The sequence below is a fragment of the Pseudomonas sp. 6D_7.1_Bac1 genome (assembly GCF_025465945.1).
Classification (GTDB): Bacteria; Pseudomonadota; Gammaproteobacteria; order Pseudomonadales; family Pseudomonadaceae; genus Aquipseudomonas.
Genome location: NZ_JANLNW010000084.1, coordinates 171,394 through 193,600 on the forward strand (window position 1 = coordinate 171,394; position 22,207 = coordinate 193,600).

The window sequence follows — 22,207 nt, forward strand, 5'->3', positions numbered from 1 at the left end:
TCGATCAGATGCGTTTGGCTTGTGCCACGGCGTTGCCGATGTAGTTGGCCGGGGTGAGCTTTTTCAGCTCGGCCTTTGCCTCGGCAGGCATCTCCAGTGCATCGATGAAAGTCTGCAGCGCTTCAGGGCTGATGCCCTTGCCGCGAGTCAGTTCTTTCAGCTTTTCGTACGGGTTTTCGATGTTGTAGCGACGCATCACGGTCTGAATCGGCTCAGCCAGAACTTCCCAGCAAGCATCCAGGTCTGCAGCAATCTTCTGAGCATTGAGCTCTAACTTGCTGATTCCCTTGAGGCTTGCTTCGTATGCGATCACGCTGTGGGCGAAGCCGACGCCGAGGTTGCGCAGTACGGTGGAGTCGGTCAGGTCGCGCTGCCAGCGGGAAATCGGCAGTTTGCTCGCCAAGTGCTGGAACAGTGCGTTGGCGATACCCAGGTTACCTTCGGAGTTTTCGAAGTCGATCGGGTTGACCTTGTGCGGCATGGTCGAGGAACCGATTTCGCCGGCAATGGTGCGCTGCTTGAAATAGCCCAGGGAGATGTAACCCCAGATATCACGATCGAAGTCGATCAGGATGGTGTTGAAGCGGGCGATTGCGTCGAACAGTTCGGCGATGTAGTCGTGCGGTTCGATCTGCGTGGTGTACGGGTTGAAGCCCAGGCCCAGCTCGTCTTCGATGAAGGCGCGGGCGTTGGCTTCCCAGTCGATCTCAGGGTAGGCCGAGATGTGTGCGTTGTAGTTGCCGACAGCGCCATTGATCTTGCCCAGCAGCGGAACGGCAGCGACTTGAGCAATTTGACGCTCCAGACGGTAAACCACGTTCGCCAGTTCTTTACCCAGGGTGGTCGGCGAAGCCGGCTGGCCGTGGGTGCGCGACAGCATCGGCACATCGGCGAAGCGGATTGCCAGCTCACGGATAGCCTCAGCGGTCTGGCGCATCAGCGGCAGCATCACGTCATCACGGCCTTCGCGCAGCATCAGGGCGTGGGACAGGTTGTTGATGTCCTCGCTGGTGCAGGCAAAGTGGATGAACTCACTGACGTTGGCCAGCTCAGGCAGCTTGGCGGCCTGTTCCTTGAGCAGGTACTCGATGGCTTTAACGTCGTGGTTGGTAGTGCGCTCGATTTCTTTGACGCGCTCGGCGTGCTCCAGCGAGAAGTTTTCCGCCAGGGTGTTCAGCACTGCGTTAGCTTCGGCGGAGAACGCCGGTACTTCGCTGATGGCTGGGTGAGCGGCCAGGCGCTGGAGCCAGCGCACTTCAACCAGGACGCGAGCACGGATCAGACCGTATTCGCTGAAAATAGGGCGCAGGGCCTGGGTTTTGCCGGCGTAGCGGCCGTCAACAGGGGAAACCGCAGTGAGCGAAGAAAGCTGCATGGGGTGTTCTCGGACAGTCGGGCAACGAAATGGGGCGCGTATCATACATGAAAAAATCCGCCGGTCCGTTGCCAACTGACCAGCGTATTACGCGTTACAGACTACAAATCAGTGTTGCGGCGCAGTTCAGCTGCTGCGCATCAGCGGATAAAGCTCTTTGAGCAGTTTGCGGCGACTGATCACCAACTGCCAGCGGTGGCCACCCAACTGTCGCCACAGGCGCGCCGAGCGGATACCGGCCAGCAGCAGGGCGCGGATCTTCGAGGCGTTGCTCGGCTGCTGCAGGTTGCGCATGTCGCCGTGTACCTGAATGCGTTGGCGCAGGGTGCTCAAGGTGTCCTGGTACAGCGCGCCACAGGCGGCGATCACGTTTTCATGGGCCGGGCCGAAATGTTCGACCTGGGACTGAATCTGCGGCAAGCGCTTGCCGATCACTTCGAGCATGTCGCCGCGCTTGGCCAGTTGCCGCTCAAGCCCGAGCATCGACAGTGCGTAACGCAGTGGTTCGCGCTGCAAGGTGCTAGGGTCGCGTTCGAGGGCGCCGATCAATGCGCGATAACCTTCGCGCAGATTGATGTCGTCGCCGCCGTAGACCTCCAGCGTGTCCTTGGGATCGCGGATCAGCAGGCTGCCCAGCATGCAGGTCAGGCCGGCTTCGGTGACCTGGCCGGTCTTGGCGATCTTGTCGACCAGAACGGCGGCGAGAAACACGCCGCCGAGCGCCGTCAGTTGCTCCTGAGTCGGGCTCATGCGCGCGAATCCTTGCTGCTCCAGGGTTCGGCGACTTCGATGACACCGCCACCGAGGCAGATTTCACCATCGTAAAACACCACCGATTGACCTGGGGTGACCGCGCGCTGCGGGTCATCGAAGGTGGCGCGGTAGCCGTTAGCGGTTTTTTCCAGGGTGCAAGGCTGATCGCTCTGGCGATAGCGGACTTTCGCCGTGAGTTTGCGTGGCGAGCTCAGGTCGACCGGGTTGACCCAGTAGATGTCCGAGGCGAGCAGGGCGCGGGAAAACAGATAGGGATGGTCATTGCCCTGGCCAACGATCAACTCGTTGTGTTCCAGGTCCTTGATCAGCACGTACCACGGTTCGTCGCCGGCGTCTTTCAAGCCGCCGATGCCCAGGCCCTGACGCTGGCCGATGGTGTGGTACATCAGGCCGTGGTGGCGGCCGATCACTTCACCTTCGGTGGTTTTGATGTCGCCTGGCTGCGCCGGCAGGTATTGCTTGAGGAAGTCGCTGAAGCGTCGTTCACCGATAAAGCAGATACCGGTGGAGTCTTTCTTCTTCGCGGTGGCCAGATGATGCTTCTCGGCAATCGCGCGAACTTCGGGTTTTTCCAGTTCGCCAACCGGGAACAGGGTCTTGGCGATCTGTTCGCCACCGACCGCATGCAGGAAGTAGCTCTGGTCCTTGTTCGGGTCCAGGCCTTTGAGCAGTTCGGTGCGGCCGTCGATGTCGCGGCGGCGCACGTAATGGCCTGTGGCGATCAGGTCGGCGCCGAGCATCATGGCGTAGTCGAGGAACGCCTTGAACTTGATTTCACGGTTGCACAGGATGTCCGGGTTCGGCGTGCGACCGGCCTTGTATTCGGCCAGGAAGTGCTCGAACACGTTGTCCCAGTACTCGGCGGCGAAGTTGGCGGTGTGCAGCTTGATGCCGATCTTGTCGCACACGGCCTGGGCGTCCGCCAGGTCGTCCATGGCGGTGCAGTATTCCGTTCCGTCGTCCTCTTCCCAGTTCTTCATGAACAGGCCTTCCACCTGATAACCCTGCTCGATCAGCAGTAGGGCGGAAACGGAAGAGTCCACGCCGCCGGACATGCCGACAATGACGCGCTTCTTTTGTGTGTCAGAAGGGGCTGGATCACGCATAGGAATTTAATGAGTGTCTTGAAAAAGGACGCGATTCTATCAGGCCCGAGCCTGCAAGGCTAAAGAGAAGGGCGGATCAGTTCGAGACTGAACAGTTTACCGCTCAGATAATCATCGATGCAGCGGATGATCAGCTCGCTACGCCAGTTTGCGCGCTGTTCCAGCAGTTCGTCACGCGTCAGCCATTTTGCGCCGACGATGCCGTCGTCGAGTTGGTAGTCAGGGTGGTGTTTCACTGCTTTGGCGGCAAAGCACACACGCTGGTAAGTCACGCCGTTGCTCGGGGCGGTGTAGAGGTAGATGCCCACCACGCCAGTGGCTTCAACGTCCCAGCCGGTTTCTTCGAGGGTTTCGCGCACAGCCGCTTCGGTCAGGGTTTCGTGCGGGTCCAGATGGCCTGCGGGTTGATTGAGTACCGCGCGTCCGGCCTTGAGTTCTTCGACGATCAGGAAACGGCCATTGTCTTCGACGATGGTGGCGACGGTGATGTGGGGTAGCCAATCCATAAAGCTTCCTCGATTTCTAATATTGGAATAAAGAACAATGTGGGAGCGAGCCTGCTCGCGATAGCGGTGGGTCAGTCGACATCAATTTTGAATGATATATCGCTATCGCGAGCAGGCTCGCTCCCACATTGGTCCGTATTTCACAGATAAAAATAAATGAGGACCAAAAACAGAAACCCCGGCACGGGGCCGGGGCTTCTTTGCATCCTTACAACCTTAAACCAGCGCAGCAATCGCCGCGTTGAAGGTGTTGCTTGGGCGCATGGCCTTGCTGATCAGATCGGCGTCGGCGTGGTAGTAACCGCCGATCTCCACTGGTTTGCCCTGAACGGCGTTGAGCTCGGCAACGATGGTCGCCTCGTTCTCGGTCAGGGTTTTGGCCAGTTGGCTGAACTGCGCTTGCAGTGCTGCGTCTTCAGTCTGGGCAGCCAGGGCCTGAGCCCAGTACAGCGCCAGGTAGAAGTGGCTGCCGCGGTTGTCGATGTTGCCGACTTTGCGCGATGGCGACTTGTTATTGTCCAGGAACTGGCCGGTGGCCTGGTCCAGGGTCTTGGCCAGCACCAGCGCCTTAGGGTTGTTGTACGTCACACCCAGATGCTCAAGGGAAGCGGCCAGGGCCAGGAACTCGCCCAGGGAATCCCAGCGCAGGAAGTTTTCTTCCAGCAGTTGCTGAACGTGCTTCGGTGCCGAACCGCCGGCGCCGGTTTCGAACAGGCCACCGCCGTTCATCAGTGGAACGATCGACAGCATCTTGGCGCTGGTGCCCAGTTCCATGATCGGGAACAGGTCAGTCAGGTAATCGCGCAGTACGTTGCCGGTCACCGAAATGGTGTCGAGGCCGGAGCGAGTACGGACCAGGGTGAAGGCCATCGCGTCGACAGGTGACATGATGCGGATGTCCAGGCCGGACGTGTCGTGATCCTTCAGGTAAGCCTGAACTTTCTCGATCACTACGCCGTCGTGGGCGCGCATTGGGTCGAGCCAGAAGATCGCTGGCGTTGCGCTTGCGCGAGCGCGGTTGACGGCCAGTTTGACCCAGTCCTGGATCGGCGCGTCTTTGGTCTGGCACATGCGGAAGATGTCGCCGGCTTCAACCGACTGTTCCAGCAGGGTGCGGCCAGCGCTGTCGGAAACCCGAACCACGCCGTCAGTCTTGATCTGGAAGGTCTTGTCGTGGGAGCCGTACTCTTCCGCTTTCTTCGCCATCAGGCCAACGTTTGGCACGCTGCCCATGGTGGTCGGGTCGAAGGCGCCGTGTTGCTTGCAGTCTTCGATCACCGCCTGGTAGATGGTCGCGTAGCAGCGGTCCGGGATCACGGCCTTGGTGTCGTGCAACTGGCCATCGGTGCCCCACATCTTGCCGGAGTCACGGATCATGGCCGGCATCGAGGCGTCGACGATGACGTCGCTCGGCACGTGCAGGTTGGTGATGCCTTTGTCGGAGTTGACCATGGCCAGCGACGGACGAACGGCGTAGACCGCCTGAATGTCGGCTTCGATCTGCGCTTGCTGATCGCTAGGCAGGGCCTTGATGCGGGCGTACAGGTCGCCGATGCCGTTGTTCAGGTTGAAGCCGATCTGTGCCAGCACGTCAGCGTGCTTGGCCAGGGCGTCTTTATAGAACTCGGCAACGATCTGGCCAAACATGATCGGGTCGGAGACCTTCATCATGGTGGCTTTCAGGTGAACCGACAGCAGCACGCCTTTTTGCTTGGCGTCTTCGATTTCGGCGGCGATGAAGCTGCGCAGGGCGTTTTTGCTCATCACGGCACAATCGAGGATCTCACCGGCTTGTACGGTGGTTTTTTCTTTCAGGACGGTGGTGCTGCCATCCCGAGCGATCAGTTCGATTTTGACGGCGTCAGCGGCGTCGATCAGGGCGGCTTTTTCGCTGCCGTAGAAATCGCCGGTGCTCATGTGAGCAACGTGGGACTTGGAGTCTTTTGCCCAGGCGCCCATTTTGTGCGGGTGCTTGCGAGCGTAGTTCTTGACCGACAGCGGTGCGCGACGATCGGAGTTGCCTTCGCGCAGAACCGGGTTTACCGCGCTGCCCTTGATCTTGTCGTAACGGGACTTGGCGTCTTTATCAGCGTCGCTGGTGACGGTTTCCGGGTAGTCCGGCAGTGCAAAGCCCTGGGCTTGCAGCTCTTTGATCGCGGCTTGCAGTTGCGGAACCGAAGCGCTGATGTTCGGCAGCTTGATGATGTTGGCTTCAGGCGTGACGGCCAGGGCGCCCAGTTCGGCGAGGTGGTCGGCTACGGCTTTGTCGCCCAATTGCTCGGGGAAGCTGGCCAGGATGCGCCCTGCAAGAGAGATATCGCGGGTTTCCACGGCGATATCAGCGGAGGCGGTGAAGGCCTCTACGATAGGCAACAGTGAATAGGTGGCGAGGGCTGGGGCTTCGTCGGTGAAGGTATAGATGATCTTCGAGCGGGTGGGCATATTCGGATTAACTCTCTTCTTTGCTAGAGCGTGCGCAGAAACTCGAGGGGCGCCGGGTAAGCGCGTTCGTTCAAAGTCATCCATGAGCCGAATGTCGAGGTTTCTTCGCGGTGATGTTGGGTGCATCAGTCGAGCGTCAAGCGGGTGGACAGCGGTAGCAGTCCGGCTTTAATCGGGCGGAAAGTCTCGTAATAGAGAGGTCGGCCGTCGTGACCCTGTGGTCAGCGGCGGCATTATACATAGGTCGCTGGCAATCTGCCGATGGTTCATATGCAACGATTCTCGTCCATTGGTCTAAAGGTCGCAGGGGCGCGTGGGGCGTAGAGTCGCTCGCCGTGCTTGAGTTTGGCGCTTTTCCCTTTGCTTTCAGACTTGTACGTCGCGAACTGCGCAGCTTTGCGGCAGATGGATGGAACAGAGGGTTTGCGTGCCGATTTAACTGGGGTACGCTCGGACGAAGCCAGATGTTCAATCCAAACAATGGAGTTCAGCATGGGATACAAGAAGATTCAGGTTCCAGCAGTCGGCGACAAAATCACCGTCAATGCAGACCATTCTCTCAATGTTCCTAACAACCCGATCATCCCTTTCATCGAAGGTGATGGTATTGGCGTTGATATCAGCCCGGTCATGATCAAGGTTGTCGATGCTGCTGTTAAGAAGGCTTACGGCGGCGAGCGCAAAATTTCCTGGATGGAAGTCTACGCCGGGGAGAAAGCGACTCAGGTTTACGATCAGGACACCTGGCTGCCTCAGGAAACTCTGGACGCAGTCAAGGATTACGTGGTTTCCATCAAGGGCCCGCTGACCACGCCGGTCGGTGGCGGTATCCGCTCCCTCAACGTTGCGCTGCGTCAGCAACTCGATCTTTATGTGTGCCTGCGCCCTGTGCGTTGGTTCGAAGGCGTGCCTAGCCCGGTCAAGAAGCCTGGCGACGTCGACATGACGATCTTCCGCGAGAACTCGGAAGACATCTACGCCGGTATCGAGTGGAAGGCCGGTTCGCCGGAAGCGACCAAGGTCATCAAGTTCCTTAAAGAAGAAATGGGCGTCACCAAGATCCGTTTCGACCAAAACTGCGGTATCGGCGTCAAGCCGGTTTCCCTGGAAGGCACCAAGCGTCTGGCGCGCAAGGCTCTGCAATACGTTGTCGACAATGATCGCGATTCGCTGACCATCGTCCACAAAGGCAACATCATGAAGTTCACCGAAGGTGCCTTCAAAGAATGGGCCTACGAAGTGGCCGCTGAAGAATTCGGCGCAACCCTGCTCGACGGCGGCCCGTGGATGCAGTTCAAAAACCCGAAAACCGGCAAGAACGTCATCGTCAAGGATGCCATCGCCGACGCCATGCTCCAGCAGATCCTGCTGCGCCCGGCCGAATACGATGTGATCGCGACCCTGAACCTGAACGGCGACTACCTGTCCGACGCCCTGGCGGCTGAAGTCGGTGGTATCGGTATCGCGCCAGGTGCGAACCTGTCCGACACCGTGGCCATGTTCGAAGCCACCCACGGCACTGCACCGAAGTACGCCGGCAAGGACCAGGTCAACCCGGGTTCGCTGATTCTGTCTGCGGAAATGATGCTGCGTCACATGGGCTGGACCGAAGCGGCCGACCTGATCATCAAAGGCACCAATGGCGCAATCTCGGCCAAGACCGTGACTTATGACTTCGAACGTCTGATGGAGGGCGCCAAACTGCTGTCGTCTTCCGCGTTCGGCGATGCGCTGATCTCGCACATGTGAGCTGAACAGCTTTAAAAAAACCGGCCGACTCAAATGATTGAGTCGGCCGGTTTTTTTATGTCTGGAAGTTTGGTGGTATCAGCTCAGCGCAGTCTCGTGCTGGACGGTCGTTGCAGGCGTGGACACATTGGCCTTTACTGTAGCTGAATCAATGTTGATCGCGTGCAGACCTTTGGGACCCTGGATGATCTCGAAGCTCACGGGTTGGCCTGCTTTCAAGGTCTTGTAGCCGTCCATTTTAATGGCCGAGTAGTGGGCAAAGAGATCTTCTTCCTTGCCTTCCTCGTTGATGAAGCCATATCCCTTGGCATTGTTGAACCACTTGACCTTACCGCTAGCCATGCTCATATCCCTCTGCAACAGACTCCATCACTGGAGTATCATCCAGTTAATCCGCATCAACCTTGAATTGAGGTTGACTCCGCGGACCTTTTTTACCCACTGTGGGCTCTATTGGTTGTAACACTGATTTGCCGATAGTCAAGGTGACCAAGCAGTCGGAGTTGAAAAGCTCTGGGGCCGCCCCCACCACTGTATTCAGCTCAACTAACGAACCTTTCTTTCCATGCATGCAATCAGCCAGATTCGACTAACATTCAATCAGGATCGCCCTGATTTACACGACGACGATTCAGCAGGCATTGCTGTACAGGAGGCTAAGCCTGCGTTACAGGCGCCGCCGATGTACAAGGTGGTTTTGTTCAATGATGACTACACACCGATGGATTTCGTCGTCGAAGTGCTCGAGGTGTTTTTTAACCTGAATCGCGAGCTGGCGACCAAGGTCATGCTGGCCGTTCACACAGAAGGACGGGCAGTATGTGGAGTGTTTACCCGCGACATCGCCGAGACGAAGGCCATGCAGGTCAACCAGTACGCCAGGGAAAGCCAGCATCCGCTACTCTGTGAAATCGAGAAGGACGGTTAACGCCGACCACTTGGGTATGAGGTGAAGCTATGTTAAACCGCGAGCTCGAAGTCACCCTCAATCTCGCCTTCAAGGAGGCGCGTTCGAAACGTCATGAGTTCATGACCGTCGAACACCTCCTGTTGGCTCTATTGGATAATGAGGCTGCCGCCACCGTTTTGCGTGCCTGCGGCGCAAACCTCGACAAACTCAAGCATGACCTGCAGGAGTTCATCGACTCCACCACGCCTTTGATCCCGCTCCATGACGAGGATCGCGAAACCCAGCCAACCCTGGGCTTCCAGCGTGTATTGCAACGTGCTGTCTTTCATGTGCAGAGCTCGGGCAAACGCGAAGTGACTGGCGCCAACGTGCTGGTCGCAATCTTCAGTGAGCAAGAGAGTCAGGCAGTGTTTCTGCTGAAACAGCAGAGCGTTGCCCGTATTGATGTCGTCAATTACATCGCTCACGGCATCTCGAAAGTGCCGGGGCATGGCGATCACTCTGAAGGTGAGCAAGATATGCAGGACGACGAGGGCGGTGAGTCTTCTTCTTCAGGCAATCCTCTGGATGCTTATGCCAGCAACCTCAACGAACTTGCACGCCAGGGCCGTATCGACCCGTTGGTAGGGCGTGAAATGGAAGTTGAGCGTGTCGCGCAGATTCTGGCGCGCCGGCGTAAAAACAATCCGTTGCTGGTCGGCGAGGCAGGCGTGGGTAAAACCGCAATCGCCGAAGGCCTGGCCAAGCGCATTGTCGACAATCAGGTGCCTGATCTGTTGGCCAACAGCGTGGTTTACTCGCTCGATCTGGGCGCGTTGCTGGCTGGGACCAAGTACCGTGGCGATTTCGAGAAACGCTTCAAGGCGTTGCTCAATGAGCTGAAAAAACGTCCGCAGGCGATCCTGTTCATCGACGAGATCCACACCATTATTGGTGCGGGCGCTGCGTCCGGTGGTGTCATGGATGCTTCGAACCTGCTCAAGCCGCTGCTGTCGTCGGGTGATATCCGTTGCATCGGTTCGACCACGTTCCAGGAATTCCGTGGGATCTTCGAGAAAGACCGTGCCTTGGCTCGGCGTTTCCAGAAGGTCGACATATCGGAGCCTTCGGTTGAAGACACCATTGGCATCCTGCGCGGTCTCAAGGGGCGTTTCGAACTCCATCACAACATCGAATACAGTGATGAAGCCCTGCGTGCCGCTGCCGAACTGGCCTCACGCTACATCAATGATCGGCACATGCCGGACAAGGCCATCGACGTCATCGACGAGGCGGGCGCCTATCAGCGTCTGCAGCCAATCGAGAAGCGCGTGAAACGCATCGAGGTGCCTCAGGTCGAGGACATCGTGGCGAAGATCGCGCGGATTCCGCCAAAACACGTCACCAGTTCCGACAAAGAGCTGCTGCGTAATCTTGAGCGCGATCTGAAGTTGACGGTGTTTGGCCAGGATGCAGCGATCGACTCCTTGTCGACCGCGATCAAGCTGTCCCGTGCCGGTCTGAAGTCGCCTGACAAACCTGTCGGTTCGTTCCTGTTTGCCGGACCGACCGGTGTCGGTAAAACCGAAGCGGCTCGGCAACTGGCCAAGGCCTTGGGTATTGAGCTGGTTCGTTTCGACATGTCCGAGTACATGGAGCGCCACACCGTTTCGCGTTTGATCGGTGCGCCTCCTGGCTATGTCGGGTTCGATCAGGGCGGCCTGCTGACGGAAGCCATCACCAAGCAGCCTCACTGCGTGCTGTTGCTCGATGAGATCGAGAAGGCGCATCCGGAAGTCTTCAACCTGCTGTTGCAGGTGATGGACCACGGTACGCTCACCGATAACAACGGGCGCAAGGCGGATTTCCGTAACGTGATCGTCATCATGACGACCAACGCCGGTGCCGAAACCGCAGCTCGGGCTTCTATCGGCTTCACGTATCAGGATCACTCTTCCGACGCGATGGAAGTGATCAAGAAGAGCTTCACGCCGGAATTCCGTAACCGTCTGGACACCATTATCCAGTTTGGTCGCCTCAGTCATGAGGTCATCAAAAGCGTGGTGGACAAGTTCCTTACCGAACTGCAGGCGCAGCTGGAAGACAAGCGTGTACTGCTTGAGGTCACCGATGCCGCACGCAGTTGGCTGGCGGCCGGTGGTTACGACGCAACCATGGGCGCGCGACCAATGGCGCGCTTGATCCAGGACAAGATCAAGCGTCCGCTGGCGGAGGAAATTCTCTTTGGCGAACTGGCCGAGCATGGCGGTGTGGTACACATCGACATCAAGGACGGCGAACTCACCTTCGAGTTCGAGACCACCGCCGAAATGGCCTGATAGCCTCGCAACAAAAGCAAAAGGCGCCGAAAGGCGCCTTTTTGCTGTCTCGAGAGAACACGCAAATCCCCTGTGGGAGCGAGCTTGCTCGCGATAGCGGTGGGTCAGACTGCATTAATGCCGGGTGTGAAACCGCCATCGCGAGCAGGCTCGCTCCCACAATGGATTGAGGGTGCCTGTCAGATCGCGCACAAACAAAAACGCCCGGCAGAGCCGGGCGTTTTGTATTGACTTGATTAGCGAGCGCGGTAAGTGATGCGCCCTTTGCTCAAGTCATAGGGCGTCAGCTCGACGCGCACCTTGTCACCGGTAAGAATACGAATGTAGTTCTTGCGCATCTTGCCGGAAATATGCGCGGTTACGACGTGCCCATTTTCCAACTCCACACGAAACATGGTGTTGGGCAGGGTGTCGACGACAGTGCCTTCCATTTCGAAGCTGTCTTCTTTCGACATGCAGTAAAGCCCTCGGTATCCAATGAATGGCCCGGTGCAACTGCGCCAGGCAAAAGCGGCGTGCATTGTGCCCGAAAAATGGGGTTTAAGCCAAGGGCTTTAGGGCTGACCCTAGTTCAGCACCACCCAGCGCTGATTAATCAGCAGCTCTATGGGGCGATATTGGGTCTTGTAGTTCATTTTTTTGCAGTTTTTGATCCAGTATCCGAGGTAGACCGCGTCCAGTCCCAGGCGCCGGGCTTCGTTGATTTGCCAGAGAATCGCGTAACGACCCAGGCTGCGACGATCTTCTTCGGGCTCATAGAAGGTATAAACCGCCGACAAGCCGTTGGGCAGCAGGTCGGTCACGGCTAGCGCCAGCAGGCGGCCTTCGAGGCGGAACTCATAGAATCGCGAAAACGGCAGGTCGCGGACCAGGAAGGTTGAAAACTGATCGCGACTGGGGGGATACATGTCGCCATCGGCGTGACGCTGTTCGATATAGCGCTGGTAAAGGTCGAAATACTCTTCGCTGTAGCCTGGTTTGGCGGGGCGAACCTGCAGGTCGGCATTGCGTTTGAAAATACGTTTCTGCTGACGGTCAGGCGAGAATTGCGCAACGGGAATGCGCGCAGGCACGCACGCATTGCAATTTTGGCAATGGGGTCGGTAAAGGTGATCGCCACTGCGACGAAAGCCCATTTCCGACAGATCTGCGTAGACATGCACATCCATGGGCTGACTAGGGTCGAGGAACAGCGTAGTGGCCTGTTCATCGGGCAGATAGCTGCAAGAGTGGGGCTGAGTGGCATAAAACTTGAGGCGCGCCAACTCGGTCATGAATCAACCCTCGGGAATAGCTGTTCAATTAAGTGTAAGCCACGGGTGCAAAAATCGCTCAGCAAACCCATGTGGCACGGTTGGGTTGATCAAGATGTTGCTGAAGATAGCGGGCAAACTCGCGACGAGGGATTGCTCGGGCACCCAGGCTGTGCAGGTGATCGGTCGGCATCTGGCAGTCGATCAGCACAAAGCCGGCGTCCTTGAGGTGTTTGACGAGCGTGGCGAAGCCGAACTTGGACGCGTTGTCGGCACGGCTGAACATCGATTCACCAAAAAACAGCTGACCCATCGCCAGGCCGTAGAGGCCACCCACCAGCACGCCCCGGTCCCAGACCTCGACCGAGTGGGCGTATCCGCGAGCGTGCAACTCCATATAGGCGGTTTGCATCGCTTCGGTGATCCAGGTGCCGTCGGCGTACTCGCGGGGCGCCGCGCAGGCACGAATGACGGCGGGGAAGTCCTGGTCGAACGTCACGTCGTAGCGTTTTTGGCGCAGCAGTTTACCGAGGCTGCGCGAAACATGCAGTTCGTCGGGAAGTAGTACGGTACGTGGATCGGGAGACCACCAGAGGATCGGCTGACCCTCCGAAAACCACGGGAAGCACCCGTGCCGATAAGCCTGGACCAGTCGATCGGCGCTAAGGTCACCGCCAGCGGCAAGCAAGCCGTTGGGGTCGCGCATGGCTTTTTCCAGTGGCGGGAATTTCAGAGAGTCGCGTTGTAACCAGGTCAGCATGGCATCCAGGCTTGCAGAAGGGGAGGGCAGCGGCAGGCCAGGGTCTGCCGCAAGGAATGTCTCATCAGTTGTCGTCGAGGTACTTTTCAGCGTCCAGTGCCGCCATGCAGCCGGCACCCGCGGAAGTCACTGCCTGGCGGTAGACATGGTCGGCCACGTCGCCCGCTGCAAACACACCTTCGATCTCGGTGGCGGTGGCATTGCCTTCGCTGCCGCCCCGGACCCGCAGGTAGCCGTTATGCATCTCCAGTTGACCCTGGAACAGGTCGGTGTTGGGCTTGTGACCGATGGCGATGAATACGCCGGTCAGCGCCAAGTCTTTCATCTCGCCGGTCAGGTTGTCGCGCAGACGTGCGCCGGTCACGCCACTGGCATCGCCCAGCACCTCTTCAAGGTTCTGGTTCCAGTGCAGGCGGATATTGCCGTTTTGGGCGCGTTCGAACAGTTTGTCCTGAAGAATCTTCTCTGAGCGCAGCTTGTCGCGGCGATGGATCAGGTGGACTTCCCTGGCGATGTTGCCCAGGTACAGTGCTTCTTCAACGGCGGTGTTGCCGCCGCCAATCACCGCGACGACCTGATTGCGGTAGAAGAAACCATCGCAGGTGGCGCAGGCCGAAACACCTTTGCCGGCGAAGGTTTCTTCAGAGGGCAATCCCAGGTACTGCGCCGAGGCGCCAGTGGCGATAATCAGTGCATCGCAGGTGTAAGTACCGCTGTCGCCGGTGAGTCTGAACGGTCGCTGCTGCAACTCTGCGGTGTGGATGTGGTCGTAGACGATCTCTGTGTCGAAACGCTCGGCGTGTTTTTGCATGCGCTCCATCAACACCGGGCCGGTCAGGCCTTCGACATCGCCAGGCCAGTTGTCGACTTCAATGGTGGTGGTCAACTGACCGCCGGCTTGCAGGCCCGTGATAACGGTCGGCTTGAGGTTGGCGCGAGCGGCATAAACGGCGGCGCTGTAACCGGCAGGGCCGGAACCCAGAATGATCAGGCGTGAATGCTTAGCTTCGCTCATAAAAACACCTCATAAGCCTTTGTCACAAAAGAGAATGCATGCTCAAATTGAAGCGCGCGCAACGTACTTTTGGCTATGCTACACCCAAGCTGCTCTGGCGTGGCATCGTGCGGGCAAACCCGTACAATGCGGTCTGTATCGAGATGTTCCAAGGCTTGGGGCGAAAACAGGGCAGTCTTCGCCAGCGCCTGCCGGTTTCAGATTTTGATGTCAGAGTGTTAAAAGTAGTCTCTGTTGCGCTTGTTAATGTTGTTACCTGCCCGGATTGGGCAGTTTTTTGTAGTCAATCAACAGTTGGACGCGCTACAGGCGCAGGAAAAGACGCGTTTTGAAGAAATCCACCGCAGCACCTAAAACAGCAGTTCCACTTTGGCGTCAGCATCTGCACTACCGGCTCAAGGAAGGTGCACTGATCGCCATCGGTGCCTTGTGCCTGTTCCTGATGATGGCTTTGCTGACCTATGGCAAGGACGATCCGGGCTGGAGCCATAACAGCAAAATCGACGATGTGCAGAACTTCGGCGGGCCGGCTGGCTCCTACAGCGCCGATATTCTGTTCATGGTGCTGGGTTACTTCGCTTATATCTTCCCGCTGTTGCTGGCGATCAAGACCTACCAGATCTTCCGCCAGCGCCACGAGCCGTGGCAGTGGAGTGGCTGGCTGTTTTCCTGGCGCCTGATCGGCCTGGTGTTTCTGGTGCTGTCGGGCGCGGCCCTGGCGCATATCCATTTCCATGCCGCGACCGGTTTGCCGGCCGGCGCCGGTGGTGCGTTGGGCGAAAGCCTGGGCGATCTGGCGAAAAACGCGCTGAATGTCCAGGGCAGTACCCTGATGTTCATTGCGCTGTTCCTGTTCGGTCTGACCGTGTTTACCGACCTGTCGTGGTTCAAGGTGATGGACGTCACCGGCAAGATCACCCTCGACCTGTTCGAACTGTTTCAAGGCGCCGCCAATCGCTGGTGGGCCGCGCGTACCGAGCGCAAGCAACTGGTCGCGCAACTGCGTGAAGTCGACGATCGGGTGCACGATGTCGTGGCGCCGACCGTGACTGACAAACGCGAGCAAGCCAAGGTCAAGGAGCGCCTGATCGAGCGTGAGCAGGCCCTGAGCAAGCACATGTCCGAGCGCGAGAAGCAGGTTCCGCCGGTGATCGCCCCGGCACCACCCAAAGCGCCGCCGCCCAGCAAGCGGGTTGAGAAAGAAAAGCAGGCGCCGCTGTTCGTCGACAGTGCGGTGGAAGGCACCTTGCCGCCGATCTCGATTCTCGATCCGGCAGAAAAGAAACAGCTCAACTATTCGCCTGAGTCGCTGGCTGCGGTCGGTCACTTGCTGGAAATCAAACTCAAGGAGTTTGGCGTCGAGGTGTCGGTGGATTCGATTCACCCGGGCCCGGTGATTACCCGTTACGAGATTCAACCGGCGGCCGGGGTTAAGGTCAGCCGTATTTCCAACCTGGCCAAAGACCTTGCACGCTCGCTGGCAGTCACCAGTGTGCGGGTGGTGGAAGTGATTCCCGGAAAGACCACGGTCGGCATCGAGATTCCCAACGAAGACCGGCAGATCGTGCGCTTCTCCGAAGTGCTGTCGACCCCGGAATACGATGATGCCAAGTCCCCGGTTACCCTGGCCCTGGGCCATGACATCGGCGGCAAGCCGATCATCGTCGACCTGGCGAAAATGCCGCACCTGCTGGTGGCCGGTACGACCGGTTCCGGTAAGTCGGTGGGTGTGAACGCGATGATTCTGTCGATTCTGTTCAAGTCGGGCCCGGAAGACGCCAAGCTGATCATGATCGACCCGAAAATGCTTGAATTGTCGATCTATGAAGGCATTCCGCACCTGCTGTGCCCGGTGGTCACCGACATGAAGGACGCCGCCAACGCGCTGCGCTGGAGCGTGGCCGAGATGGAGCGTCGCTACAAGCTGATGGCGAAGATGGGGGTGCGTAACCTGTCCGGCTTCAACCAGAAGGTCAGAGAGGCGCAGGAAGCCGGTACACCGCTGGCGGATCCGTTGTACAACCGCGAAAGCATTCACGACGAAGCGCCGCTGCTGACCAAGTTGCCGACCATCGTGGTGGTGGTCGACGAATTCGCCGACATGATGATGATCGTCGGCAAGAAGGTTGAAGAACTGATTGCGCGGATCGCCCAGAAAGCCCGTGCTGCCGGTATTCACTTGATTCTGGCGACCCAGCGTCCATCGGTGGACGTGATCACCGGTCTGATCAAGGCCAACATTCCGACCCGTATGGCGTTCCAGGTATCGAGCAAGATCGATTCGCGAACCATCATCGACCAGGGCGGCGCCGAGCAATTGCTGGGTCACGGTGACATGCTCTACATGCCACCGGGCACCAGCCTGCCGATTCGTGTCCACGGCGCGTTCGTTTCCGACGATGAAGTTCACCGGGTGGTAGAAGCCTGGAAACTGCGTGGCGCACCGGAATACAACGACGACATCCTCAACGGTGTCGAAGAAGCGGGCAGCGGCTTTGAAGGCGGCAGCGGTGGTGGCGACGATGATAGCGAAACCGACGCGCTTTACGACGAAGCCGTGCAGTTCGTGCTGGAAAGCCGCCGCGCCTCTATCTCGGCGGTTCAACGCAAACTCAAGATCGGCTACAACCGCGCTGCGCGCATGATCGAAGCCATGGAAATGGCCGGGGTCGTGACGTCCATGAATACCAACGGTTCGCGTGAAGTTTTAGCCCCTGGTCCAATGCGCGACTGATCAGTGCCGCGTGAAATCACGCGGCACGCCATTCAAACGAATATCAAAGAGGACTCCCATGCGTCTTATCCGCATGTTGTTGCTGCCGGTACTGGCTTTAACCACACTCTCGGCCCACGCCGATGACAAGGACGTGGCGCGTCTGACCCAACTGCTCGAAAAGTCGCAGACCCTGACCGCACGTTTCTCCCAGCTGACCCTCGACGGCAGCGGCACTCAGTTGCAGGAAACCGCTGGCGAGATGTCCTTGCAGCGTCCGGGTCTGTTTTACTGGCACACCGATGCACCGCAAGAGCAACTGATGGTGTCGGATGGCAAGAAGGTTTCCTTGTGGGACCCGGACCTGCAACAGGTCACCATCAAGAACCTCGACCAGCGCCTGACCCAGACGCCAGCACTGTTGCTGTCCGGTGACGTGTCGAAAATCAGCCAGAGTTTCTCCATCACGTCCAAGGAAGCCGGCGGCGTGATCGACTTCACGCTCAAGCCCAAGACCAAGGACACGCTGTTCGACAGCCTGCGTCTGTCGTTCCGTAACGGCATGGTCAACGACATGCAGATGATCGACAGTGTCGGTCAGCGCACTAACATCCTGTTCACCGGGGTCAAGGCCAACGAGCCGATTCCGGCTTCCAAGTTCAAGTTCGACATCCCCAAGGGTGCCGATGTGATCCAGGAATAAGACGCAGAACTTGTGGGAGCGAGCCTGCTCGCGAAGAGGGAGTGTCAGTCACCATAAATGTTGTCTGACACACCGCATTCGCGAGCTGGCTCGCTCCCACAGGGATTTTAGTGTTTAACACTTTGGCGGGTCGGCATCAGGACCCAGTAGAGGTTTCATAAGTAGTGATGGACCTGTTTCGCAGTGCCCCGATAGCTCAGCCTCTGGCCGCCCGTTTACGTGCGGCCAATCTGGACGAGTACGTCGGTCAGGAACACCTGTTGGCCCGCGGCAAGCCGTTGCGCGAGGCGCTGGAGCAGGGTGCCCTGCACTCGATGATTTTCTGGGGGCCGCCGGGCGTGGGTAAAACTACCCTGGCGCGGTTGTTGGCGGAAGTCTCGGATGCGCACTTTGAAACGGTCTCGGCGGTCCTGGCCGGGGTCAAGGAAATCCGTCAGGCGGTGGAAGTCGCCAAACAGCAGGCCGGGCAATATGGCCGTCGGACCATTCTGTTCGTCGACGAAGTCCATCGTTTCAACAAGTCGCAACAAGATGCCTTTCTGCCGTACGTCGAAGACGGCACGCTGATTTTCATCGGTGCGACCACTGAAAACCCGTCCTTTGAACTGAACAATGCACTGCTGTCCCGTGCACGCGTTTACGTGCTCAAAAGCCTCGACGAAACCGCGCTGCAAAAACTGGTGCAGCGGGCGTTGAGCGAAGAGCGTGGCCTGGGCAAGCGTCAGCTGAGTCTCGGCGATGACGGCTTCAAGATGCTGCTGAGCGCCGCCGACGGTGACGGCCGGCGTCTGCTCAACCTGTTGGAAAACGCCTCCGACCTGGCCGAAGACGGCACGGAAATCGGCGTCGAGCTGCTGCAGAGCCTGCTCGGCGACACCCGGCGGCGTTTCGACAAAGGCGGGGAAGCTTTCTACGATCAGATTTCCGCGTTGCACAAATCGGTGCGTGGCTCCAACCCGGACGGTGCGTTGTACTGGTTCGCGCGCATGCTCGATGGTGGCTGCGATCCGTTGTACCTGGCCCGGCGCGTGGTGCGCATGGCCAGCGAAGACATCGGCAATGCCGACCCGCGGGCCTTGAGCCTGTGTCTGGCGGCGTGGGATGTGCAGGAACGGCTCGGCAGCCCCGAGGGCGAGTTGGCGGTCGCGCAGGCGATTACCTATCTGGCCTGCGCGCCCAAAAGCAACGCCGTGTATATGGGCTTCAAAGCCGCCATGCGCAGCGCTGCCGAACACGGTTCGCTGGAAGTCCCGCTGCATTTGCGCAATGCCCCGACCAAGCTGATGAAGCAGCTCGGTTACGGCGACGAATACCGTTATGCCCACGATGAGCCGGACGCTTACGCCGCCGGTGAAGACTACTTCCCGGAAGAACTGGAGCCGCAGCCGTTCTACCGACCGGTACCGCGAGGCCTCGAACTGAAGATTGGCGAAAAGCTTAACCATCTCGCTCAACTCGACCGTCTTAGCCCGAAACAGCGGAGAAAGTAGTGATTCGAACTATTCTTGCGGTGTCCGTGGCCGGTATCGCTGGTACATTACTGCGTTTCGCAGCTGGCAATTGGGTCAACGCCAATTGGCCGCGGCATTTTTATACGGCGACCCTGGCCGTCAATCTGGTGGGCTGTCTGATCATCGGTTTGCTTTACGGGCTGTTTCTGGTTCGCCCCGAAGTGCCGATTGAAATCCGCGCTGGCCTGATCGTCGGTTTTGTAGGCGGTCTGACGACCTTTTCATCCTTTTCACTGGATACGCTGCGCTTGCTGGAAAGCGGGCAGGCACCGATAGCCTTCGGTTATCTGGCAATCAGCGTATTCGGCGGGCTGCTCGCGACGTGGGCTGGCCTGTCATTGACCAAACTTTGATAAACGAGAGACCGACATGCTCGATTCCAAACTGTTACGTAGCAACCTTCAGGACGTAGCGGACCGCCTGGCATCCCGTGGCTATGCCTTGGATGTTGCGCGCATCGAAGCGCTGGAAGAACAGCGCAAGACCGTCCAGACCCGCACCGAAGCACTGCAGGCTGAGCGTAACGCGCGCTCCAAATCCATCGGTCAGGCCAAGCAGCGCGGCGAAGACATCGCGCCGTTGATGGCGGACGTCGAGCGCATGGCGAACGAGCTGGGTGTCGGCAAGTTCGAACTGGACGCGATCCAGACCGAGCTGGATTCGATTGTGCTGGGCATCCCGAACCTGCCGCACGAATCGGTGCCGATTGGTTCTGACGAAGACGGCAACGTCGAAGTGCGCCGCTGGGGCACGCCGACCGCCTTCGATTTCGAAATCAAGGACCACGTTGCGCTGGGCGAGAAGTTCGGCTGGCTGGACTTTGAAACCGCCGCCAAGCTGTCTGGCGCCCGTTTCGCCTTGCTGCGCGGGCCGATCGCTCGTATGCACCGCGCCCTCGCGCAGTTCATGATCAACCTGCACACCAGCGAGCACGGCTACGAAGAAGCCTACACGCCTTATCTGGTTCAGGCGCCTGCCTTGCAGGGCACTGGTCAACTGCCGAAATTCGAGGAAGACCTGTTCAAGATCAGCCGCGAAGGCGAAGCCGATCTGTACCTGATTCCGACCGCTGAAGTGTCGCTGACCAATATCGTGGCTGGCGAAATCATCGACGCCAAACAGCTGCCGATCAAATTTGTGGCTCACACCCCGTGCTTCCGTAGCGAAGCCGGTGCGTCGGGTCGTGACACGCGCGGGATGATTCGTCAGCACCAGTTCGACAAGGTCGAGATGGTCCAGATCGTCGAGCCATCGACCTCGATGGAAGCGCTGGAAGGCCTGACCGCCAACGCCGAGAAAGTCTTGCAACTGCTGGAACTGCCTTACCGCACCATCGCGCTGTGCACCGGCGACATGGGCTTCAGCGCGGTCAAGACCTACGACCTGGAAGTGTGGATTCCGAGCCAGGACAAATACCGTGAAATTTCGTCGTGCTCCAACTGCGGCGATTTCCAGGCCCGTCGCATGCAAGCGCGTTTCCGTAACCCGGAAACCGGCAAGCCTGAGCTGGTTCACACCCTGAACGGTTCCGGCCTGGCAGTCGGTCGTACCCTGGTGGCGGTGCTGGAGAACTATCAGCAGGCCGACGGTTCGATCCGCGTGCCAGCCGTGCTCAAGCCGTACATGGGCGGCCTTGAGGTCATCGGCTAAATGGAATTTCTGCCGCTGTTTCACAACCTGCGCGGCAGTCGTGTGTTGGTCGTCGGTGGAGGGGAGATTGCCTTGCGCAAATCCCGTCTGCTGGCCGATGCCGGTGCGCTGCTGCGGGTCGTTGCACCCGAGATCGAAGCCCAGTTGCGTGAGCTGGTGCAGAACAGTGGCGGCGAGCTGGTGTTGCGCGGTTATCGTGAGTCGGACCTCGACGGTTGCGGGCTGATCATTGCCGCTACCGACGATGAACCGCTGAATGCCCAAGTCTCCAGGGATGCTCATCAGCGCTGCGTGCCGGTCAATGTGGTGGATGCGCCGGCCTTGTGCAGCGTGATCTTCCCGGCGATCGTCGACCGTTCACCCTTGGTGATTGCCGTTTCCAGCGGCGGCGATGCGCCGGTGCTGGCGCGGTTGATCCGCGCCAAACTGGAAACCTGGATTCCCTCGACCTACGGTCAATTGGCCGGGTTGGCGGCGCGTTTTCGCAACCAGGTCAAAGGTCTGCTCCCGGATGTGCAGCAGCGTCGGGCATTCTGGGAAGATGTTTTCCAGGGGCCGATCGCTGATCGTCAACTGGCCGGGCAGGGTGCCGAAGCCGAGCGTTTGTTGCTGGCAAAAATCAATGGTGAATCCCCCAATGCCACGGGTGAGGTGTATCTGGTAGGCGCAGGGCCGGGTGATCCGGATCTGCTGACCTTCCGCGCCTTGCGACTGATGCAGCAAGCTGATGTGGTGCTCTACGACCGACTGGTAGCACCGGCGATTCTTGAGCTGTGCCGTCGTGATGCCGAGCGGATCTATGTCGGTAAACGACGCGCCGATCACGCCGTGCCTCAGGATCAGATCAACCAGCAATTGGTGGACTTGGCCAAACAGGGCAAGCGTGTCGTGCGGTTGAAGGGCGGTGATCCGTTTATCTTCGGCCGCGGTGGCGAAGAGATCGAAGAACTGGCAGCTCATGGCATTCCGTTCCAGGTCGTGCCGGGCATTACCGCCGCCAGCGGATGCGCGGCCTATGCCGGGATTCCGCTGACCCATCGTGATTACGCGCAGTCTGTGCGCTTTGTCACCGGCCACCTGAAGGATGGCACCACGGATCTGCCGTGGAGCGATCTGGTCGCGCCAGCGCAGACCCTGGTGTTTTACATGGGGCTGGTGGGGTTGCCGATCATCTGCGAGCAGTTGATCAAACATGGTCGTTCGGCGGATACGCCGGCAGCGTTGATCCAGCAGGGCACGACACCGAATCAGCGCGTGTTCACCGGCACGCTGGCCAATCTTCCACAGCTGGTGGCGGAGCATGAGGTTCATGCGCCAACGTTGGTGATTGTGGGAGAAGTGGTGCAACTGCGCGAGAAGCTCGCGTGGTTTGAAGGCGCTCAGTCGCAGGTCTGAGAGCCGCGTCGCCCCATTCGCGAGCAG

General features: G+C 58.8%; 20 protein-coding genes. 10 read left to right on the forward strand and 10 right to left on the reverse strand.

Annotated elements, in window-relative coordinates; all coding sequences use genetic code 11:
* Window positions 1-4: 4 nt before the first annotated feature.
* The 5 genes from purB to NTD87_RS27460 form a co-directional block, all read right to left on the reverse strand.
* Window positions 5-1,375, reverse strand: a complete 1,371-nt coding sequence (gene purB, locus NTD87_RS27440) for an adenylosuccinate lyase (protein ID WP_262117299.1) — start codon at window positions 1,373-1,375, stop codon at window positions 5-7.
* Between the two features lie 126 nt (window positions 1,376-1,501).
* Entirely contained in the window at window positions 1,502-2,125 is a 624-nt protein-coding gene (gene hflD / locus NTD87_RS27445) for a high frequency lysogenization protein HflD (RefSeq protein WP_262117300.1), read from the reverse strand.
* Complete coding sequence (mnmA, locus tag NTD87_RS27450) at window positions 2,122-3,255, reverse strand: tRNA 2-thiouridine(34) synthase MnmA (RefSeq protein ID WP_262117301.1); 1,134 nt, start codon at window positions 3,253-3,255, stop codon at window positions 2,122-2,124. Before mnmA ends, hflD begins: the two co-directional genes overlap by 4 nt.
* A gap of 59 nt (window positions 3,256-3,314) precedes the next feature.
* Complete coding sequence (locus NTD87_RS27455) at window positions 3,315-3,761, reverse strand: NUDIX hydrolase (protein ID WP_262117302.1); 447 nt, start codon at window positions 3,759-3,761, stop codon at window positions 3,315-3,317.
* Window positions 3,762-3,977: 216 nt separating this feature from the next.
* Window positions 3,978-6,203 (reverse strand): NADP-dependent isocitrate dehydrogenase, encoded by a 2,226-nt coding sequence (locus NTD87_RS27460; RefSeq protein ID WP_262117303.1) that lies wholly within the window; start codon window positions 6,201-6,203, stop codon window positions 3,978-3,980.
* A 492-nt stretch (window positions 6,204-6,695) separates the two neighbouring features.
* Here NTD87_RS27460 and icd point away from each other — a divergent pair, with 492 nt between their 5' ends.
* The gene (icd, locus tag NTD87_RS27465; protein WP_071550691.1) at window positions 6,696-7,952 is read left to right on the forward strand and encodes an NADP-dependent isocitrate dehydrogenase; all 1,257 of its coding nucleotides are present in this window, start codon (window positions 6,696-6,698) and stop codon (window positions 7,950-7,952) included.
* Between the two features lie 78 nt (window positions 7,953-8,030).
* Here the strand turns inward: icd and cspD are convergent, their stop codons facing one another.
* Window positions 8,031-8,294 carry a cold shock domain-containing protein CspD gene (gene cspD / locus NTD87_RS27470; protein ID WP_262117304.1) on the reverse strand — a complete coding sequence of 88 codons (264 nt, stop codon included), beginning with the start codon at window positions 8,292-8,294 and terminating at the stop codon, window positions 8,031-8,033.
* 223 nt (window positions 8,295-8,517) lie between these two features.
* Here cspD and clpS point away from each other — a divergent pair, with 223 nt between their 5' ends.
* Both clpS and clpA read left to right on the forward strand, forming a co-directional pair.
* Entirely contained in the window at window positions 8,518-8,880 is a 363-nt protein-coding gene (gene clpS / locus NTD87_RS27475; RefSeq protein WP_015094394.1) for an ATP-dependent Clp protease adapter ClpS, read from the forward strand.
* A gap of 29 nt (window positions 8,881-8,909) precedes the next feature.
* Window positions 8,910-11,180 carry an ATP-dependent Clp protease ATP-binding subunit ClpA gene (clpA, locus tag NTD87_RS27480; protein WP_262117305.1) on the forward strand — a complete coding sequence of 757 codons (2,271 nt, stop codon included), beginning with the start codon at window positions 8,910-8,912 and terminating at the stop codon, window positions 11,178-11,180.
* Between the two features lie 236 nt (window positions 11,181-11,416).
* Here the strand turns inward: clpA and infA are convergent, their stop codons facing one another.
* From infA to trxB, 4 genes are all read right to left on the reverse strand, one after another.
* Window positions 11,417-11,635, reverse strand: a complete 219-nt coding sequence (infA, locus tag NTD87_RS27485) for a translation initiation factor IF-1 (RefSeq protein ID WP_002553999.1) — start codon at window positions 11,633-11,635, stop codon at window positions 11,417-11,419.
* A 111-nt stretch (window positions 11,636-11,746) separates the two neighbouring features.
* A complete protein-coding gene (locus NTD87_RS27490) occupies window positions 11,747-12,454 on the reverse strand; it encodes an arginyltransferase (protein ID WP_262117306.1) in 708 nt (235 codons plus the stop codon).
* Between the two features lie 58 nt (window positions 12,455-12,512).
* Window positions 12,513-13,193: a leucyl/phenylalanyl-tRNA--protein transferase gene (gene aat, locus NTD87_RS27495; RefSeq protein WP_262117307.1), complete on the reverse strand. Its 681-nt coding sequence runs from the start codon at window positions 13,191-13,193 to the stop codon at window positions 12,513-12,515.
* 64 nt (window positions 13,194-13,257) lie between these two features.
* A complete protein-coding gene (trxB, locus tag NTD87_RS27500; protein ID WP_262117308.1) occupies window positions 13,258-14,208 on the reverse strand; it encodes a thioredoxin-disulfide reductase in 951 nt (316 codons plus the stop codon).
* A 38-nt stretch (window positions 14,209-14,246) separates the two neighbouring features.
* Between trxB and NTD87_RS27505 the strand changes: the two genes are divergently transcribed.
* From NTD87_RS27505 to cysG, 7 genes are all read left to right on the forward strand, one after another.
* Complete coding sequence (locus tag NTD87_RS27505; protein WP_262117309.1) at window positions 14,247-14,540, forward strand: hypothetical protein; 294 nt, start codon at window positions 14,247-14,249, stop codon at window positions 14,538-14,540.
* Window positions 14,537-16,942: a DNA translocase FtsK gene (gene ftsK / locus NTD87_RS27510; RefSeq protein WP_262117310.1), complete on the forward strand. Its 2,406-nt coding sequence runs from the start codon at window positions 14,537-14,539 to the stop codon at window positions 16,940-16,942. The genes NTD87_RS27505 and ftsK overlap by 4 nt, the downstream gene beginning before the upstream one ends.
* A gap of 58 nt (window positions 16,943-17,000) precedes the next feature.
* Window positions 17,001-17,624, forward strand: a complete 624-nt coding sequence (lolA, locus tag NTD87_RS27515) for an outer membrane lipoprotein chaperone LolA (protein WP_262117311.1) — start codon at window positions 17,001-17,003, stop codon at window positions 17,622-17,624.
* Between the two features lie 167 nt (window positions 17,625-17,791).
* Window positions 17,792-19,114: a replication-associated recombination protein A gene (locus tag NTD87_RS27520; protein ID WP_262117372.1), complete on the forward strand. Its 1,323-nt coding sequence runs from the start codon at window positions 17,792-17,794 to the stop codon at window positions 19,112-19,114.
* On the forward strand, window positions 19,114-19,488 hold the full coding sequence (gene crcB, locus NTD87_RS27525) for a fluoride efflux transporter CrcB (protein ID WP_262117312.1): 375 nt from the start codon (window positions 19,114-19,116) through the stop codon (window positions 19,486-19,488). The genes NTD87_RS27520 and crcB overlap by 1 nt, the downstream gene beginning before the upstream one ends.
* A 16-nt stretch (window positions 19,489-19,504) precedes the next feature.
* Entirely contained in the window at window positions 19,505-20,785 is a 1,281-nt protein-coding gene (serS, locus tag NTD87_RS27530; protein ID WP_262117313.1) for a serine--tRNA ligase, read from the forward strand.
* Window positions 20,786-22,180: a siroheme synthase CysG gene (gene cysG / locus NTD87_RS27535; RefSeq protein WP_262117314.1), complete on the forward strand. Its 1,395-nt coding sequence runs from the start codon at window positions 20,786-20,788 to the stop codon at window positions 22,178-22,180.
* The last annotated feature ends 27 nt before the right edge of the window (window positions 22,181-22,207 follow it).

Coding starts and splice junctions, on each gene's coding strand:
- cspD (WP_262117304.1), bottom strand. CDS start 8,294: ATGGCTAGCGGTAAGGTCAAGTGGTTCAACAATGCCAAGGGATATGGC.
- NTD87_RS27455 (WP_262117302.1), bottom strand. CDS start 3,761: ATGGATTGGCTACCCCACATCACCGTCGCCACCATCGTCGAAGACAAT.
- trxB (WP_262117308.1), bottom strand. CDS start 14,208: ATGAGCGAAGCTAAGCATTCACGCCTGATCATTCTGGGTTCCGGCCCT.
- lolA (WP_262117311.1), top strand. CDS start 17,001: ATGCGTCTTATCCGCATGTTGTTGCTGCCGGTACTGGCTTTAACCACA.
- icd (WP_071550691.1), top strand. CDS start 6,696: ATGGGATACAAGAAGATTCAGGTTCCAGCAGTCGGCGACAAAATCACC.
- clpS (WP_015094394.1), top strand. CDS start 8,518: ATGCATGCAATCAGCCAGATTCGACTAACATTCAATCAGGATCGCCCT.
- hflD (WP_262117300.1), bottom strand. CDS start 2,125: ATGAGCCCGACTCAGGAGCAACTGACGGCGCTCGGCGGCGTGTTTCTC.
- NTD87_RS27505 (WP_262117309.1), top strand. CDS start 14,247: ATGCTCAAATTGAAGCGCGCGCAACGTACTTTTGGCTATGCTACACCC.
- mnmA (WP_262117301.1), bottom strand. CDS start 3,255: ATGCGTGATCCAGCCCCTTCTGACACACAAAAGAAGCGCGTCATTGTC.
- aat (WP_262117307.1), bottom strand. CDS start 13,193: ATGCTGACCTGGTTACAACGCGACTCTCTGAAATTCCCGCCACTGGAA.
- purB (WP_262117299.1), bottom strand. CDS start 1,375: ATGCAGCTTTCTTCGCTCACTGCGGTTTCCCCTGTTGACGGCCGCTAC.
- serS (WP_262117313.1), top strand. CDS start 19,505: ATGCTCGATTCCAAACTGTTACGTAGCAACCTTCAGGACGTAGCGGAC.
- infA (WP_002553999.1), bottom strand. CDS start 11,635: ATGTCGAAAGAAGACAGCTTCGAAATGGAAGGCACTGTCGTCGACACC.
- NTD87_RS27460 (WP_262117303.1), bottom strand. CDS start 6,203: ATGCCCACCCGCTCGAAGATCATCTATACCTTCACCGACGAAGCCCCA.
- clpA (WP_262117305.1), top strand. CDS start 8,910: ATGTTAAACCGCGAGCTCGAAGTCACCCTCAATCTCGCCTTCAAGGAG.
- NTD87_RS27520 (WP_262117372.1), top strand. CDS start 17,792: ATGGACCTGTTTCGCAGTGCCCCGATAGCTCAGCCTCTGGCCGCCCGT.
- cysG (WP_262117314.1), top strand. CDS start 20,786: ATGGAATTTCTGCCGCTGTTTCACAACCTGCGCGGCAGTCGTGTGTTG.
- NTD87_RS27490 (WP_262117306.1), bottom strand. CDS start 12,454: ATGACCGAGTTGGCGCGCCTCAAGTTTTATGCCACTCAGCCCCACTCT.